The 16,269-nt window shown below is 53.6% G+C and carries 14 protein-coding genes; 9 read left to right on the forward strand and 5 right to left on the reverse strand.

Going from position 1 to position 16,269, the window contains the following annotated elements; genetic code table 11:
- Positions 1–90 precede the first annotated feature (90 nt).
- The 6 genes from HMPREF9141_RS09025 to HMPREF9141_RS13425 all read left to right on the forward strand — a co-directional run bounded on the left by HMPREF9141_RS09025 (position 91) and on the right by HMPREF9141_RS13425 (position 7,085).
- Positions 91–945, forward strand: a complete 855-nt coding sequence (locus HMPREF9141_RS09025) for a 3'-5' exonuclease (RefSeq protein WP_007368403.1) — start codon at positions 91–93, stop codon at positions 943–945.
- 23 nt (positions 946–968) lie between these two features.
- Positions 969–2,180, forward strand: coding sequence for a bifunctional phosphopantothenoylcysteine decarboxylase/phosphopantothenate--cysteine ligase CoaBC (coaBC, locus tag HMPREF9141_RS09030; protein WP_007368404.1), 1,212 nt, complete (start codon positions 969–971; stop codon positions 2,178–2,180).
- The gene (gene porD, locus HMPREF9141_RS09035; RefSeq protein WP_083809445.1) at positions 2,116–3,042 is read left to right on the forward strand and encodes a type IX secretion system protein PorD; all 927 of its coding nucleotides are present in this window, start codon (positions 2,116–2,118) and stop codon (positions 3,040–3,042) included. The genes coaBC and porD overlap by 65 nt, the downstream gene beginning before the upstream one ends.
- 56 nt (positions 3,043–3,098) lie before the next feature.
- Positions 3,099–4,766, forward strand: coding sequence for a DNA repair protein RecN (gene recN / locus HMPREF9141_RS09040; RefSeq protein WP_007368406.1), 1,668 nt, complete (start codon positions 3,099–3,101; stop codon positions 4,764–4,766).
- 28 nt (positions 4,767–4,794) lie between these two features.
- Positions 4,795–6,477, forward strand: coding sequence for a tetratricopeptide repeat protein (locus HMPREF9141_RS09045; protein WP_040555029.1), 1,683 nt, complete (start codon positions 4,795–4,797; stop codon positions 6,475–6,477).
- A 386-nt stretch (positions 6,478–6,863) separates the two neighbouring features.
- Positions 6,864–7,085, forward strand: coding sequence for a hypothetical protein (locus tag HMPREF9141_RS13425; protein WP_007368409.1), 222 nt, complete (start codon positions 6,864–6,866; stop codon positions 7,083–7,085).
- Between the two features lie 21 nt (positions 7,086–7,106).
- On the opposite strand, the gene HMPREF9141_RS09050 is transcribed toward HMPREF9141_RS13425, so the two are convergent.
- From HMPREF9141_RS09050 to HMPREF9141_RS09065, 4 genes are all read right to left on the reverse strand, one after another.
- Positions 7,107–8,399, reverse strand: coding sequence for an ABC transporter permease (locus HMPREF9141_RS09050; RefSeq protein WP_007368410.1), 1,293 nt, complete (start codon positions 8,397–8,399; stop codon positions 7,107–7,109).
- 77 nt (positions 8,400–8,476) lie between these two features.
- A complete protein-coding gene (locus HMPREF9141_RS09055) occupies positions 8,477–9,658 on the reverse strand; it encodes an ABC transporter permease (protein ID WP_007368411.1) in 1,182 nt (393 codons plus the stop codon).
- Positions 9,659–9,848: 190 nt separating this feature from the next.
- A complete protein-coding gene (locus HMPREF9141_RS09060) occupies positions 9,849–10,832 on the reverse strand; it encodes an HlyD family secretion protein (protein ID WP_007368413.1) in 984 nt (327 codons plus the stop codon).
- Positions 10,833–10,910: 78 nt separating this feature from the next.
- Positions 10,911–12,416 (reverse strand): TolC family protein, encoded by a 1,506-nt coding sequence (locus HMPREF9141_RS09065; RefSeq protein WP_040554751.1) that lies wholly within the window; start codon positions 12,414–12,416, stop codon positions 10,911–10,913.
- A 194-nt stretch (positions 12,417–12,610) separates the two neighbouring features.
- Between HMPREF9141_RS09065 and HMPREF9141_RS09070 the strand changes: the two genes are divergently transcribed.
- The 3 genes from HMPREF9141_RS09070 (at position 12,611) to HMPREF9141_RS09080 (ending at position 15,578) form a co-directional block, all read left to right on the forward strand.
- Positions 12,611–12,826: a DUF4492 domain-containing protein gene (locus tag HMPREF9141_RS09070; protein WP_007368415.1), complete on the forward strand. Its 216-nt coding sequence runs from the start codon at positions 12,611–12,613 to the stop codon at positions 12,824–12,826.
- 77 nt (positions 12,827–12,903) lie between these two features.
- Entirely contained in the window at positions 12,904–14,439 is a 1,536-nt protein-coding gene (locus HMPREF9141_RS09075; RefSeq protein WP_007368416.1) for a cytochrome ubiquinol oxidase subunit I, read from the forward strand.
- Positions 14,436–15,578 (forward strand): cytochrome d ubiquinol oxidase subunit II, encoded by a 1,143-nt coding sequence (locus tag HMPREF9141_RS09080; protein ID WP_007368417.1) that lies wholly within the window; start codon positions 14,436–14,438, stop codon positions 15,576–15,578. The genes HMPREF9141_RS09075 and HMPREF9141_RS09080 overlap by 4 nt, the downstream gene beginning before the upstream one ends.
- A 388-nt stretch (positions 15,579–15,966) precedes the next feature.
- Here HMPREF9141_RS09080 and rpmA read toward each other — a convergent pair whose 3' ends face one another.
- Positions 15,967–16,257 carry a 50S ribosomal protein L27 gene (gene rpmA, locus HMPREF9141_RS09085; protein ID WP_007368418.1) on the reverse strand — a complete coding sequence of 97 codons (291 nt, stop codon included), beginning with the start codon at positions 16,255–16,257 and terminating at the stop codon, positions 15,967–15,969.
- Positions 16,258–16,269 lie beyond the last annotated feature (12 nt).

Raw genomic sequence — 16,269 nt, forward strand, 5'->3', positions numbered from 1 at the left:
AGACCCCGTGGGGACAGCATGTCGACGTGGATTCTTTTATCCCCTGCCAATCGCCGTTCTCCCTTGGACATATAGGGAATACACGAACGTATGAAACTGAATTTGACAAAGCCCCTGGTGATCTTCGATCTGGAGGCGACAGGACTTGACCTTGTAAACGACCGGATCATTCAGATTTCTTTCATCAAGGCTTATCCTGACGGAAAGGAAGAGAGAGAGAACATCTTTATCAATCCCGGCAAGCCGATTCCGTCAGAAGTGACACAGCTGACGGGGATTTCGGATGAGGATGTCGCCGAAGCACCCACTTTCAAGCAGAAAGCAAAGGAGCTGGCCGACAAGTTCTCCGGATGTGATTTCGCTGGTTTCAATTCAAACCGCTTTGACGTTCCCATGCTGGCGGAGGAGTTCCTGCGTGCAGGGGTCGACTTCGATTTTACGAAGAGCCGCCTGATAGATGCACAGAATATCTATCACAAGATGGAACGCCGGAATCTCGCCGCCGCCTATAAGTTCTATTGCGGCAGGAAAATGGAGGAGGACTTTGAGGCACACCGGGCCGATCAGGACACGGAAGCCACGTGGCGTGTGCTGCAAGGAGAACTTGATATGTATGCTCCCGGCAGACAGGAGGAGCCCGAACGTGTGCTGAACAACGACATGGATGAGCTTGCCGAGTTCTCACGCATGAACGACTTTGTAGACTTTGCCGGTCGGATGGTATGGAAGGAGACGACCGACAAGGACGGAAACCTGCTGCTTGATGCAACCGGGAAACCACGCCGGCATGAAGTGTTCAACTTCGGAAAATACAGGGGGTGGAACGTGGCTGACGTACTGCATCGGGATCCGGGATATTACAGCTGGATGCTGGCAAGCGACTTCACATACAATACGAAGCAGGTGCTGACCCGTATCCGGCTGAGGGAATTCAATAATAAATAGAGGATCCAATAATAAATAAGGTGATGCTTGAAGGAAAGAAAATCGTCCTGGGCATAACCGGTTCGATTGCAGCTTACAAGAGCTGCCTTGTCATCCGGGAACTGGTCAGGCGGGGTGCCGAGGTGCAGGTGGTCATCACGCCTTCCGGCAAGGAATTTATCACGCCGGTCACTCTGTCAGCACTGACACATAAGCCTGTGGTCAGCGAGTTCTTCTCCCAGAAGGACGGGACATGGAACTCCCACGTCGATCTTGGGCTATGGGCGGATGCCATGCTCATAGCCCCCTGCACGGCCGCCACTCTGGGAAAGATGGCGAACGGGGTGGCTGACAACATGCTTATTACGACCTATCTTTCCATGAAAGCCCCTGTCTTCATCGCCCCCGCGATGGATCTGGATATGTACAGACATCCATCGACACAGAGGAGTCTTGAGATGCTTCGGGGTTATGGCAATCACATTATCGAGCCGGGGAGCGGCTTCCTTGCCAGCGGACTGGAAGGGAAAGGCCGGATGGAAGAACCGGAGGAAATCGTAAAGACACTGGAGGAATATTTCTCCGCCTCAACGGGAGAAACGGCTGTGACAGGCGATCTGGAGGGCAAGACGATTCTCGTCACTGCCGGCCCCACCTATGAAAAGATCGATCCTGTGCGTTTCATCGGCAACTACTCTTCAGGGAAGATGGGGTTTGCGCTGGCAGAAGAGTGTCACCGGCGCGGTGCGAAAGTCATTCTTGTTGCAGGTCCTGTCAGCCTTACCTGCTCGGCAGGTATCCGGCGTGTCGATGTCGAAAGCTGCCGTGAGATGTATGGTGCTGCGACCGAAGCATTCCCTAAGTGCGATGCGGCCATACTCTGTGCCGCCGTAGCCGACTTTCGTCCGGAGACGATTGCCATGCAGAAAATCAAGCGGGAAGGGGACGGACTGTCGTTAAGATTAAGACCGACACAGGATATTGCTGCCGCCATAGGCAATATGAAGGAAGGCCGCCAACGCATCGTCGCTTTCGCATTGGAGACCCAGGAAGAAGAACTCAACGCCCGCAAGAAACTCGAGAAGAAGCATGCTGACTTCATCGTATTGAATTCGACGAGGATTCCCGGGACGACATTCCGGTCTGACGACAATCAGGTCGTGATCATCAATAAAGAAGGAAAGAAGAGTTATGGCAAGAAACCGAAGACGGAGGTGGCTCGTGATATTATTGACGAGCTTGCTTCTATTCTCTGAAGAAAGCCTGTCTGCACAGGAACTGAATGCAAAGGTGACCGTAAACCACAGCCAGATACAGGGGACGGATGCATCGGTCTTTGATAATCTTCAGCAGACACTGGAACAGTTCATCAACACAAGACAGTGGACCCACTACCACTTCCAGAAAAACGAACGGATCGTCTGCAGCTTCAACATCACCGTAAGCAAATATGACCCGGGCAGTAATATGTTTACCTGTTCGGCGCTGATACAGGCGAACCGCCCTGTCTACAATGCGGCCTATACGTCCATTCTCTATAACAGCCAGGACGGGGACTTCAATTTCACATTCGCCCAATACGACCAGATTGAATTTCATGAACAGAACATAGACAACCAACTGACGGCTCTGATAGCTTATTATGCCTACCTCATCATCGGCATGGACCTTGACTCGTTCTCACCGATGGGAGGGGAGGATATTCTGCAGCAATGCATGAACCTGACGAACAATGCGCAGAACCTCAGCTTCACCGGATGGAAAGCCTTTGACAATCCACGCAACCGCTTCGCCATCATCAATGATTACCTCGACGGTGCCTTGAAACCATTCCGCCAGCTGCAATATGACTATTACAGAACCGGGCTGGACGAAATGGTGAATAATGCCGAGAGAGGCCGGACGAACATCACTACGGCCTTGGGAAACGGACTGAAGAAAGCACATGAGAACCGGCCGATGAGTCTGCTGCCGCAGATATGGACCGACTACAAGAAAGACGAACTGGCTAATATATACAAGGGGAAAGGGACGCAGAAAGAGAAGGAACAGGTCTACGACATCCTCTTCAGCATCAATGCCAGTCAGAACATCACCTGGGAAAAGATCAAGCAATAGTCGCGGCACGACCTTGTCCGCACCTTTCCACACCGACAATTATAATTCGCACATCTATGCTGAAACATCTATATATAAAGAATTTCACCTTGATTGACCAGCTGGACATCGAGTTCCGTCCCGGTTTCTCGGTAATTACCGGTGAAACGGGAGCCGGGAAGAGCATTATCCTGGGGGCTATCGGTCTGCTGCTGGGCAACAGGGCAGACAGCAAACTGATAAAACAGGGAGAGAAGAAGTGTACCATTGAAGCGCATTTCGACCTTTCCAACTATGGCTTCGAAGCTTTCTTTGAAGCCCACGACATCGATTTTGAACCGGAGGACACGATTATCCGCCGCGAACTGACTGCCACCGGAAAATCAAGAGCTTTCATCAATGACACCCCTGTGTCGTTGCAGATGATGCGTACGCTGGGCGAACAGCTCATAGACATTCACTCGCAGCATCAGAACCTGCTCCTGCAAAAAGATGATTTCCAGTTGAACGTCGTGGATATTATCGCACAGGACAGCACGGAACTTGCGGCTTATCAGACAGCTTTCCAATGCTACAAAAATGCGGAGAAACAGCTTTCTGAACTGAAAGAACAGATTGCCCGTGCACAGGAAAACGAGGAGTTCATGCGCTTCCAGTTCGGCGAACTGGACAGTGCCGGACTGACGGAGGGCAGACAGGAGGAGCTGGAACAGGAAAGCGAGACCCTCTCTCATGCCGAGGACATCAAAACGTCGTTCTATGAGGCTGACAGTCTTTTGAACGAGGATGACAATGGAATTCTCAGCAGGCTGGGGAGAAGTCTTGAGAGTCTCGGTAACATTGAGAACGTTTATCCCAAAGCGCAGGAACTGGTGCAGCGGCTTTCTTCTGTACATATTGAACTGAAAGACATTGCAGAAGAAATAAGCGGCGAGAGCGGACTGATCGACTTTGACCCCTCCCGGCTGGACAGCATCAACCAGCAGCTCGACCAGCTGAACGCCCTTGAGCAGAAGTTCCATGTATCCACGGAGAGAGAACTGATCGGCATCCGGGACGAGATGGAAAAACAGCTGAAGAACATCGAACACAGCGACGAAGAACTCGAAACACTTGAACAGGAGGTGAAGAAGCGGCTGGACGAATGTGAGAAACTGGCGGGGAAGCTGACGACCTCAAGACGGAAAGCCATCAAAACGGTAGAAGCCCAGATGAGCAGCCGCCTCGTTCCGCTCGGTATCCCCAATGTCAGATTCAAGGTGGAGCTGACGGCCAAGCCCTTGTCGACGGACGGTGCGGATAAGGTGCAATTCCTCTTCTCTGCCAACACCAGTACAAGGATGGAATCTGTCGCGCAGGTCGCTTCAGGCGGAGAGATAGCCCGTGTCATGTTGTCATTAAAGGCAATGGTCAGCGGGGCCGTAAAACTGCCGACCATCATCTTTGACGAAATTGACACGGGGGTCAGCGGTAAGATCGCCCAGAAAATGGCACTTATCATGCAGGAGATGGGCAATAACAACCGTCAGGTCATTTCAATCACCCATCTGCCGCAGATAGCTGCCTTGGGCAGTTCACATTACAAAGTCGAGAAAGAAGAGACACCGGAGGGTACCCGGAGCCGGATGCGTGAGCTCACCGAAGAACAGCGGGTGGCGGAGATTGCCCAGATGCTTTCCGGTGCAGACATCTCCGATGCAGCCCTGCAGAATGCGCGGGATCTGCTGGGTCTCGGCAGGAAATAACATACTAAGCCTTATGACATTGAACACAATGAGAAAAAGAATGAACTTGAATGTAAAAAGAATCGTCTTCACCCTTGTAAGCTTCCTGGGCATTGCGATACCGGCTCTTGCACAGCCGGGAGCCGTAAAGAAGGCTGCCGATGCCGCTTTCACCCTGACCACCTTCAAGGCTGACGGCAGTATTCTGGCGACCTCCAACGGTGTGTGTATCGGTGTAGATGGTGTCGCCGTGAGTCCATGGAAGCCTTTTATCGGAGCTGAAAAGGCCGTCGTGGTAGATGCAAAAGGGCAGAAGCACGATGTCATGTACCTGCTTGGTGCTGACGAAATCTACGACATGGCAAAGTTCAAAGTGAGCGGGAAGACTTCAGCCGCACCGTTGGCGACAACCGTCAGTGCAGGCGAGGAACTATGGATTGCGCCCATGGCGAAAAGCGGAAGTCCCCTGAAGGCAAGTGCGTCGAGCGTCGAGACCTTCATGGGCAAATACCATTATACGATCCTGAACTCCCCTGCCACCGATAAGTTGAACGGTGCTCCGGTCTGTAATGCCAAAGGGCAGGTCATAGGACTTTTCAGCCTGTCGGGGTCTTTGCAAAGTGCAACAGATGCTGGCTATGCCAGGAGCTTTGTGCTGAAAGGCCTTTCCCAGAATGATGCGACACTCCGGCAGAGTGCCATCCGCATCGGGCTGCCGGACACTGCCGAGGAAGCGGTTGTGGCATTGATGCTGTCCTCCGAGAAGCCCGAAAGCGTGCATGAGGCCGTCGTCAAAGACTTCATGGAGAAGTTCCCGCAGGCGAATGACGGCTATTATGCCTGGGCAAACAGGATGATAGCAAAGGGGGACATCGCCGAAGCCGACAAGACATTACAGACGGCCATCGGGAAAGTCACAGCCAAAGACGAAGCATTTTACAATTATGCACGCCTCATTTATCAGAACGCATTGAACCCCTCGCTTGAGGCGAAAACGAAGTCCGTCGGGTGGACACTTGACAAGGCTCTGGAGGTAATCCGGAAGGCACAGGAGGTTCGGCCGGTTGATGCCTACCGCCATCTGCAGGCACAGATCGTCTTTGCAAAAGGCGACTTTGCGAAAGCTTATGCAGAATTCGAAGCGCTGACGAAGACCAAGTTCAACAATCCGGAGCTGTATCTGGAAATGGCACAGAGCCGCCAGCATCTGGGTGCTTCCGACCAGGAGATCCTTGATCTTCTCAACAAGAGCATAGAACTCTGTGATACGCCTTACGTCTCTACTTCGGCACCTTATTTCTATATGCGTGGCCAGCAGCTGGAGAAAATGGGAGAATACCGGAAGGCCATACAGGATTATTATACCTATGAGTATTTCAATCAGGGACGGCTCGGTGCCGACTTCTATTATATGCGCGAACAGTGTGAAGTGAAGGGGCGTATGTGGCAGCAGGCTTTACAAGATATTCTCATCGCCTCCCGCATCGACCCTGAAGAGGCTCTGTATCCTACCGAGGCCGGGAGTCTTCTGCTGCGGCTGAATAAAATGGATGCCGCAGTGAGTGCAGCCCGGCAGGCCATCCAGCTTGATGCCGCGCATCCTGATGCCTACCTGATTCTGGGTATTGCACAGTGCGAACTGAAGCAGAAGAGCGAGGGCGTCAAGAACATCCTGAAGGCAAAAGAGCTGGGGAATGCGCAGGCTGATATCTTCCTGCAGAAATACAAGTGATGCTGTTCCATTTTTTGAGGACATTCCTTCACGGGAGTCAAAGCCATGGCATTTCAGTATGCCATGGCTTTTTCGTTGGCGATCCTTTTGGGGATTTGTTCTAAACCATTCCGCAAGCATCCAATATCTGCCGTCTTTCACACTGACAAATAACCTTGTCTGTCAGCATATAAGGGCTATTTGTCATTTGAAGTCTGAGGGCGGCACTTCCGTCAGTTCCTCCTCCGTCATATCCAACGATGGTTTTGAAAGCATTTCTCTCGCCTGTTATGCGGCTGTATTCCCCGTAACCAATTGCAGGCGTGCGGACCCTCAGCATGCAATGTCCGTTGATGACACGAACGGTGACGAACAGCCGACACGACTGGTGACGGGCATCAACACAATTGGTGACTAACGCCAACACGGCGGGTGGCGGGCATCCGTACAACGGAAGGGAGCGAGAAGAGGAAGGCGTACCTGTCACGCTCATACCTGTTGCAGAGGGTGACCGCCGGCTTGTACAGGAAAAGTTTACCGTGACGGCAAGGGATACGGGCGTGCTGCCCCGGCTGTCAGGAACCTGTCCGTGTTCTTTCTGCCGGACAGACACGCAGGGGGCAAGTTGACGGCGGCAGGGAAATGCAGCGTTATTTGCCGTCTGCTCTTTTCTCACGTGCCGATCTGATGCTGTTCTGTATCATCTGGTAGTGGGCGATGGCATGCTTGCGTGCGCTGATGATCTGGTATCGGTAGACGAAGCAGGTCGTGACGAAATAGACAACGGCTTGTATCCAAAGCCCTCGGATTTCGGGAAGGATATCGTCGATGGAACCTCCCATGGATGATATGCGTAGATAGCCTCGTACGCCGAATGTGGATGGGATGAGCCAGCTGAAGCCCTGCCAGATGCCGGGAATGTTGCTCTGCGGCCACGACACACCGGTAAGGAAGAGGAAGGGGACGGACGTGAAGACCACCAGCAGCATCACATTCTCACGATAGCGTACCATGCAGGAGAGCGTCATTCCGAAGAAGATGACCGCCAGAAGATAGGGTAGGAGAAGCCAGAATAGGTCGGAGGGGCGGGCAAGCATGGTGAAGCTGAAGAAATAAGGGACTGCCATGGTGATGTAAGCCGACATGACGCAATAGACCATGAAATAGCAGGACGATTTCCCCAGTACGATCTTCATGATGCCGTCGTAATGCCTTCCGATGGGGACGAGATCCTGGAAACGGTTGTTCTCGCGTGCCGTCCCTGCCGATAGCCCGATGCCGAGAAGGAGGGTCTGCTGCAGGATAAGGATCAGCACGCCGGGGAGAACTGCATTGCCGTAGCCGCCTGTCGTGTTGAATATAGGCTGCGCATCGACCGAGAGCGGTTCGGTGTTCAGCTCCTCATCACGTTCCGTGAATGAGAACGAACGTGGTTTCTGGCGTTCTTCTCCCATCTTGAGCGATACGGCGAGTGCCGACTGGTAAATGGCCTTGTAGGTGAGCATCAGACTCATGTCGCAGTAGACACCTACATGCGCCTGGTCTCCGCGGTTCAGCGTACGGTCGAAGTCTTCGGGGAAATAGAGTACGCCATGTACAGCCTGTTTTCCTGCCAGGCCCTGTGCCTCCCGCAGGCTGTTGCAATAATAGGCGGCATGGACATCCGGAGAGGCATCGAAGTCGCGTATGAACTCACGGGACGATGCGGAGTGGGAGAGGTCCACTATCGCCACGGGAACCTCTCTTACCACCTCGTTGTTATATATCCATGAGTAGAGCAGGGGATACGCCAGCGGGACGAGAATGAAGAAGATCAAAACTCCCTCGTCCTTGATGGTGCTTTTTGTTTCCAGCCACCAGATATAGCATAGTGAAGAGAGGAAGCCCAGGATGCCTGAGCCTGCTTTCTTTATAGGGGTATGGGAGGATTTTTCTTCTGACATGATAAGTGGTGATACTAAGCAGTAATGAACTGTGATGAGATTGCACCTGTCTCTTCCGGAGAAGCCGCTTCTGTTCTTCAGGGGATGTACACGTACTCCACCATGGCACGCTTGATGTTGCGTGTCACGAGAATGGGAAGAGCCGCGAATGCTACCAGGGCGACGACGTTCAACCAGGCATCAATCAGCGGATAGCCGTTGAAGATGCAGATCTGATAGATCATATAGTAATGCCGCAGCGGGATGATCTGTGCCAGAGCCTCGATCATGCCGTCCATGGCGAAGAGCGGGAAGGTGGCACCGCAGGCGGAAAAGCCCACGACAGCCCAGAGTGAACATACGCTCATCGACATTCTCAGAGAAGGCATCAGCCCGAAGGCGAACACCCCGAATCCCTGGGAGGAGAAGACGGTAAGGGCGGCAAGGAGGAGAATCATGTGCAGGCCTCCCGGGTGGGGAAAGTCCAGATAGCCGTAGACATACCACTCGTAGCCCAGGAAGATGCTCAGGAAGATGAGCGTCTGCGGAAGCAGCTTTCCGGTGAGTGCTATGAAGATGTTGCCGTCTGCCATTGCCATCCACCCGTGCGCCCGCCCGAACTTCAGTTCCGTACCGATGGAGTAGGCGGTGATGAGGAACATGAAAAGTATCAGTATGCCCGGTACCATGATGCTGCTCAGATAGACATTATAGTTCATCCACGGATTGCCTACCATGTGTACGTCGAGAGCTATGGGCTGGATGAAGTCTCTGATTTCCGAAGGGGTCTTTCCCAGCATCTGCAGCTTGGCCGATCCCACAGCGGCCGAGCTGAGAGTGGTTACGGTCTTGAGGTCTTTGAAGAGCATGCTGCCTGCTACGAGGGTGACATTGCTGTAATAGAACGAGACTTTGGGCTGCCGTTTTGAAATGAGCCGGGCGGTCGTCCCTTCTGGGATATACAGGAAAGCATAGATCTCATTGCGCTGTATGGCCTCGCGCGCCTCGGCGACGCTGTTGTAATGCCCGGCGACGTGGGTGCTCTGGAAGGCATCCAGTTGGCGGATCATGGCACGTGTCATCGAGGTGTTGTCGTTATCGACGACCCCACACGGCAGCTTCTCCGGCTGTCCTTCGCTCATCAAGGAAGTGAAGAAGAGAATGACGACGAGTGGGAATACGACCATGCAGCAGATGTAGATGGGGTTATGGACCATCAGCCCCACTTCCCGTGCAGAGAGATGGAACAGCCTTCTTATGTATATGTGTAATTTCTTCATTGTGCTGGACGGTGATGGGGGCAGTTTGAGCCATGATGGGCGACGGGGGTGTGCCGGCAATGCGGCCGGATCCGGAGAGTGTCTGCGGGAGACGGTTACAGCTGTGGCGGGTGATGGGGTGGCAGCCTGCAATAAAGGTGCTGACAGACGTTCCGGAATGAGCCTCCGGCGAAAAGAGAGGGACCGCCCTCTATTTCAGTATCAGAGACATCCCGGGCTTCAGTCCGTCAACCTTCCCTGCCGGACGGGCCTTCACCTGGAAAGTCTTGAGGTCGTACTGTCCGTTGGTCTTGGTGGCTTTCCATACGGCGTAGGAGCCTTGGTCCTTCAGCGAAGTCACGCGCATCTCTATGTCTTTGTCAAGAGCCGGAATGAAGACCTTGAGGAGCGTCCCCACCTTCATGTTCTTGAGTTGGTCCTCACGGACGTTGAAAGTACCCCATATGTCATTCACCATGGAGATGCTCATGATCGGACTGCCCAGGCCGACAAGCTCGCCTACTTTCGGGTAGATCGTTTCGACTTCGCCGTCGGCGGTCGCCCGTTGTACGGTCTCTTTCAGGATGGAGCGTACCACGTCGATAGCCGAACGGGCTGCCTGCGCCTGCTTCTTCGCAGCCTCCTTGGTCTCCTGGCGCGCACCGTTCCGGGCAAGTTCCCATTGCGCTTTGGCAGCTTCAACGCCGGCCTTGGTGGCTTCGTAGGCGGCCATCGCCTCGTCCCGTTTCTGTGCGGTCATCACCCCCTCTTCATACAGCCGCTGCATGCGGCCGTATGTCTTCTCGGCGATGCCGTTGGCGGCGATGGCCTGCTGATAGAGCTGGTAGGCGCTCTCTACGGTCTCGTGGCGTGTCGGTGCTTCGGCCAGTGCGCTCAGTGCGTCGGTCGCACCGGCGGTCGCTTCTGCCACTTTCTCCTGTGCGCTCGCTTCCGGAATGGCCAGCGTGGCGACGATGTCCCCCTTGTGGACGAAGTCTCCCTCCTTTACCTTGATGTCCGTTATTCGGCCGGGGAGCTTGCACGCCACGCGGTATTCGCTTACTTCGACCTCTCCCTGTATGACTTCCTTTGTACGGTCAATCGTGAAGTAGCCGATGACAGCCACGAGGACGACGACGGAGACAAAGCCTAAGACGGCTAACAGGATATTGTTATGTTGTGATTTTGCTGACATATTTCTTTGTTTTGAATTTTAAGATCTGTATTTCGGACCGGTCATGGAAAGCAAGGCGTGAAGACCGGAACTTGATTCTCAGAGGTTTCCGAGTGCCTTCTGTAATCCGGTCTGTGCCAGTCTGACGTTTATCTCCGCATCGATGATGGCCGTCTTTGCCGTGTGCCAGGCCGTCTGCGCCGTCATGACATCGGTAACGGTCATCACTCCTTCCTTGAAGCCGATGTTCGCGCAGCGGAGATTCTCTTCGGCAGCCTCCATGTTCTTGTGGGCCGTGGCCAGCTGCTTGTTGGTGTCCTTGAGACGGAGACGGTTCTGCTCTATTTCCAGATCGATCTTTTTTCGGGCGTCTTCCAGTTCGAGCCGTGCAATGCTCGTGGTGGTCCTGCTGGCACGTACCTTGTATCTGTTCTCTCCCCACGTCCATATCGGAACCTGTACGGTCACGCCGATGTTCCAGAGATCGGTGAAACGCTTCTGGAATCCGTTGAAGAGATTGGGATTCGACAGGGAATAGCCGCCCGTGAGCAGTATGTGGGGAAGGTAGAGCGAGCGGACGAGCTTGGTGTTCTGCCTGCTGAGGTCGATTGCATTCTGAAGCAGACGGAGTTCGGGACGGCTCTCGATGGAGTCCGCATGGGCCGAGGCCGTGCTCTCCCGGCTGTCATACTGGGCAGACGGGGCGGGCGGAATGTCGGCGTCTCCTTCGTCCGAGAGTCTGATATTGCCGTCCAGCTCCAGACCGCACAGCTCGCACAGAGCCATCTTCGCCAATGAGACTCCGCTCTGGATGCGGGCGATCTGCAGGTCGGCCGTATTGACAGCCACGTCCACTTTTAGCCCGTCGGCACGTGTCGCCACTCCGGCACGGATCATCTTCTTCACATCATCGTCCAGTTTCTGTGCCAGATCGTGGTAGCGGATCGCCAGTGCCTCTTTCTTTTTCAGCGAGATAGCCAGCCAGTACGCATTGTCCACTCCATAGAGAATCAGCTGCCGTTTGAGTTCGATGTTGTTCTGCACGACCTGTTCGCCGATGGCTGCCATGTCGTTGGCCGCTTTGATGGCTCCTCCCATGTAAATAGGCTGGTTGACGACAATGGCTCCGCCATAGACATTCTTCGTGTTCGACCGGAACGCATCGTTAATGCGCTGCCCGATGTTGTTTCCCGCCTGGATGAGAGGGGTTGTTATGTTCCCGAGAACCTGCCCGAGCTGCTGGGCTGTCTGCGGACTGAGGATCCCCTGCTGCACCAGGGAGGCGAGATTCTGCTCCATCTGGCTGCCTGTCTGCCCCACGGTATTCGTACCGAGATGGCCGAACGCACGCTTCTGCTTGTCGCTGAGAAGCGATATTTCACGTGAGAAATGCTGGTAGCCGGCCAGCGCATCGACCCGTGGCAGGTACTTCGTCTTTGCTGCCTTGCGTGTGTTCTCGGCGACATCGGCGGACATTCTCGATACTTTCAGCTGCCGGTTGTTCTGCAGGGCCAGTTCCCTGCACCGTTGCAGGGAATATACCTCCTGTGCCTGAACGCCTTGGGAGAGACAGAACAGCATCAATATGTTGAATAGTTTGTTCATTGCCTGAATGACGATAAAGTTTTCCTGCAAAAGTACTCTTTTTTATAGGGAATATCAATTAAAAGCACGTTGATAATCTTTAAAAATCAAAATTACGTCTATTTTTAGGGAAATATAGAACAACTTTAGAAATATTTGTTTACCTTTGCAAACGTAGTCTGTATAAAGTACAAGTAAGAGAACTATTCCATACTGTGAACAAGAAAGGGTTTATTTATCGTGCTTTTGACCTCTATTATGATGGATTCCGGCACATGACTTTGGGCAGGACGCTCTGGGCGGTGATAATCATCAAGCTGATTGTCATCTTCCTTGTGCTGAAGGTGTTCTTCTTCCCGAACTTTCTGAAACAGAAAGCAGAACCGGGAAAAGAGGGAGCATTTGTGGAACAGCAGCTGATGAAGCGATAGGCGGCGGCAGCGGTAAGCCTGCACGCTCTTCCGAAGAAAGGACATTCAATTCTTAACATTTTAATAAACAACAGACAATGGAAAACCTACTTTTGACCATTGACCCAGGGACCGTTGACTGGTCGCGCGCGCAGTTCGCGCTGACCGCCATCTATCACTGGTTATTCGTCCCATTGACGTTGGGACTGGCAGTCATCATGGGCATCATGGAGACTTGTTATTATCGTACCCGGAAGGATTTCTGGCGGACGGCGGCACGCTTCTGGCAGCGGCTGTTCGGCATCAATTTCGCCATGGGCGTCGCCACGGGCATCATCCTCGAGTTCGAGTTCGGAACGAACTGGAGCAACTATTCCTGGTTTGTCGGTGACATCTTCGGCGCACCGCTTGCCATCGAGGGAATCCTGGCGTTCTTCATGGAGTCTACCTTTGTCGCCGTGATGTTCTTCGGCTGGAACAAGGTCTCCGCCGGTTTCCATCTTGCCTCCACGTGGCTTACGGGTCTGGGAGCGACGATTTCCGCCTGGTGGATTCTCGTCGCGAATGCGTGGATGCAGTACCCCGTCGGCTGTACTTTCAATCCGGAGACGATGCGCAACGAGATGACCTCTTTCTTCGACGTGGCACTGAGTCCGTTCGCGATCGACAAGTTCATGCATACGGTTACGTCGGCCTGGGTCTTGGGAGCGGCGTTCACTGTCGGTGTCGGTTGCTGGTACCTGCTCCGCAGGCGGCATGCCGAACTTGCCACGCAAAGCATAAAGATAGGTTCCATCGTCGGGCTTGCGGCTTCCTTTCTGGCGGCCTTCACGGGCGACAACTCTGCCTATATGGTGGCACAGACCCAGCCCATGAAGCTGGCCGCCATGGAGGCCCTCTACGAAGGCGGGAACAGCCAGGGACTTACCGGTATTGCTCTTGTCAATCCGTTTGGACAGCCTGACTACATGACGGATGCCGAACCTCCCATGCGGATAGCCGTACCCAATATGCTCTCTCTCCTTGCCACGCACGATCCCGACGGTTTCGTTCCGGGTGTGAGAGACATTATCAAGGGCTATCCGAAGGCGGACGGCACGCAGGAACCTTCCCTGAAAGAAAAGCAGGAACGGGGACGTAAGGCGATTCAGGCGCTCAAGGACTTCCGTGCAGGCAAGGACAAAGAGGCCAACCGGAAAGTCCTTGAGCGTGACATGAAGTACTTCGGTTACGGTTACATCAAGGATGCCGACCAGCTGGTTCCGTTCATCCCCGTGAACTTCTGGGCTTTCCGCATCATGGTGGGACTGGGCGCACTGTTCATCCTCGTGTTCGCCGTCCTGCTGTTCGTCGTCTACAGGAAGGACATCACACGTCCGCGCTGGCTGCAGATGCTGGGCATTGCCCTGATTCCGTTGGCGTACATTGCCAGTGAGAGCGGCTGGCTCGTTGCTGAATTCGGCCGCCAGCCATGGACGATCCAGGACATGCTTCCGACGTGGGCAGCGGTGAGCGACCTCTCCAGCGGCGGCATCGCCTTCACCTTCTTCCTCTTCCTCTTCCTCTTCACGGCAATGCTGGCAGTCGAGGTAAGTATCATGTGTAAGCAAATTAAGAAAGGACCGGAACTATGACATACGATTTTCTGCAACATTACTGGTGGTTTATCATCTCTTTGTTAGGGGCTTTGCTGGTTTTCCTGCTTTTCGTGCAGGGAGCGAACTCCATGATCTTTCAGTTGGGCAAGACACCCGAGGAGCGTCGGATGCTCGTCAATTCCACCGGACGCAAGTGGGAGTTCACGTTCACGACGCTCGTCACATTCGGCGGTGCTTTCTTCGCTTCTTTCCCGTTGTTCTACAGTACGAGCTTCGGCAGTGCCTACTGGGTGTGGCTGCTGATACTGTTCACATTCATTATCCAGGCCGTCAGTTATGAGTTCCAGAACAAGGCCGGCAACCTCTTCGGGGTACGCACTTTCCAGGTCTGCCTGATCCTCAACGGCATTCTCGGCCCCTTGCTTCTGGGCGGGGCCGTTGCCACCTTCTTTACGGGATCCAATTTCATCGTCGAGAAGGGGAACATCACCGATGCCCTGCAGCCGGTCATCTCTCACTGGGCAAACGGCTCGCGCGGTCTGGACGTGTTGCTCAATCCGTGGGTTGTCATCTTCGGCATCTCCGTGGTGTTCCTCGCCCGGATCCTCGGCACGCTCTATATCAATAATAATGTAGACGATGAAGTCATCCGAAAGCGTATCCGCAGGCAATTGCTCGTCAATACCATTCTGTTCCTGTTTTTCTTCCTGCCGTTCCTCATCGTCACCTTGCTGGGTGAAGGCTATGCCGTCAATGAGAAGGGCGTAGTCTTCATGGAATCGATGAAGTATCTGAATAATCTTCTGGCGATGTGGCCTCTGGCTGTGATCCTGCTTGCAGGCATCGTACTGCTGCTTTTCGGAATCGTCAGGACCGTCCTCAAGCCCGGTTATGTCCGCGGCATCTGGCCTGCAGGCATCGGCGTGGTATTCGTGGTACTCGTGCTCTTTCTTATTGCAGGTTGGAACAATACCGCTTACTATCCTTCTACGGCCGACCTCCAGAGTTCGTTGACGATCCGGAACAGTTCGTCGAGCGAGTTCACGCTCAAGGCCATGTTTTATGTCAGCTTCCTTGTTCCGTTCGTCCTGGCATACATCGTCTATGCGTGGCGTGCTATCGACAAGAAAGCAATCGACAGAAAGGAAATTGCAGAGGACGACCATGCCTATTGAAAGGTAGCGGAAGCCGCTCTGCCTACAGACCTGTGTATGTCCAATCGGTTGGGAACAGGATTCCCGACCGGTTGGGAATCCGGTTCCCAGGCTTTGGGAATGCTGTTCCCAAGCACCGGGAATCCGATTCCCGGTGTGTCTGTAAAGCCGCCTGCCGTGTCGTCTGATGTTTCGGCCGGCTGTTTTCCGCCTTTTTAAACCTTGGTTGACGGTTCCAACCGTATGCTTTCTGTCTTCTGGCAGGTGGCAGGTGGCTTCTGTCCGGACAGCCGGTTTATCTGGTTCTCCTTGTTTGAGGAAAAGGCTTTACCCATGACGCATAAATCCCGGTCTCCTTGTCGGAAACCGGGATTATGTTGTTTGGAATAGTTTTGTTTGTTTGCTTCGCTTAAGCCTCAGGCTTTACGGTCTTGGCAGCGTAGACTTCCTCCGAAAGGACAGAGACCGTACTCTTGTTGTACTTGCCCTTGTGGAAGTAGACAACACCGTCCGCAAGTGCATACAATGTGTCGTCTTTGCCCTGTGCTACATTCTCGCCCGGGAAATGCCTGTTGCCGCGCTGGCGAACGATGATGTTGCCCGCTGCGATCTTCTGGCCACCCCAGATCTTAACACCTAAACGCTTCGAAGCTGATTCGCGACCGTTCTTAGAACTACCTACACCTTTCTTATGTGCCATTCTTAAGTCCTC

Origin of the sequence: Prevotella multiformis DSM 16608, from assembly GCF_000191065.1 — a bacterium.
In the GTDB taxonomy this organism is placed as follows: Bacteria; Bacteroidota; Bacteroidia; order Bacteroidales; family Bacteroidaceae; genus Prevotella; species Prevotella multiformis.

What these genes read in the sequence shown, in the direction of transcription:
- HMPREF9141_RS09045 (WP_040555029.1), top strand. Translation starts at nt 4,795, where the DNA reads ATGAGAAAAAGAATGAACTTGAATGTAAAAAGAATCGTCTTCACCCTT.
- HMPREF9141_RS09050 (WP_007368410.1), bottom strand. Translation starts at nt 8,399, where the DNA reads ATGTCAGAAGAAAAATCCTCCCATACCCCTATAAAGAAAGCAGGCTCA.
- HMPREF9141_RS09025 (WP_007368403.1), top strand. Translation starts at nt 91, where the DNA reads ATGAAACTGAATTTGACAAAGCCCCTGGTGATCTTCGATCTGGAGGCG.
- porD (WP_083809445.1), top strand. Translation starts at nt 2,116, where the DNA reads ATGGCAAGAAACCGAAGACGGAGGTGGCTCGTGATATTATTGACGAGC.
- HMPREF9141_RS09060 (WP_007368413.1), bottom strand. Translation starts at nt 10,832, where the DNA reads ATGTCAGCAAAATCACAACATAACAATATCCTGTTAGCCGTCTTAGGC.
- HMPREF9141_RS09055 (WP_007368411.1), bottom strand. Translation starts at nt 9,658, where the DNA reads ATGAAGAAATTACACATATACATAAGAAGGCTGTTCCATCTCTCTGCA.
- recN (WP_007368406.1), top strand. Translation starts at nt 3,099, where the DNA reads ATGCTGAAACATCTATATATAAAGAATTTCACCTTGATTGACCAGCTG.
- HMPREF9141_RS09075 (WP_007368416.1), top strand. Translation starts at nt 12,904, where the DNA reads ATGGAAAACCTACTTTTGACCATTGACCCAGGGACCGTTGACTGGTCG.
- HMPREF9141_RS09065 (WP_040554751.1), bottom strand. Translation starts at nt 12,416, where the DNA reads ATGAACAAACTATTCAACATATTGATGCTGTTCTGTCTCTCCCAAGGC.
- HMPREF9141_RS09080 (WP_007368417.1), top strand. Translation starts at nt 14,436, where the DNA reads ATGACATACGATTTTCTGCAACATTACTGGTGGTTTATCATCTCTTTG.
- rpmA (WP_007368418.1), bottom strand. Translation starts at nt 16,257, where the DNA reads ATGGCACATAAGAAAGGTGTAGGTAGTTCTAAGAACGGTCGCGAATCA.
- coaBC (WP_007368404.1), top strand. Translation starts at nt 969, where the DNA reads ATGCTTGAAGGAAAGAAAATCGTCCTGGGCATAACCGGTTCGATTGCA.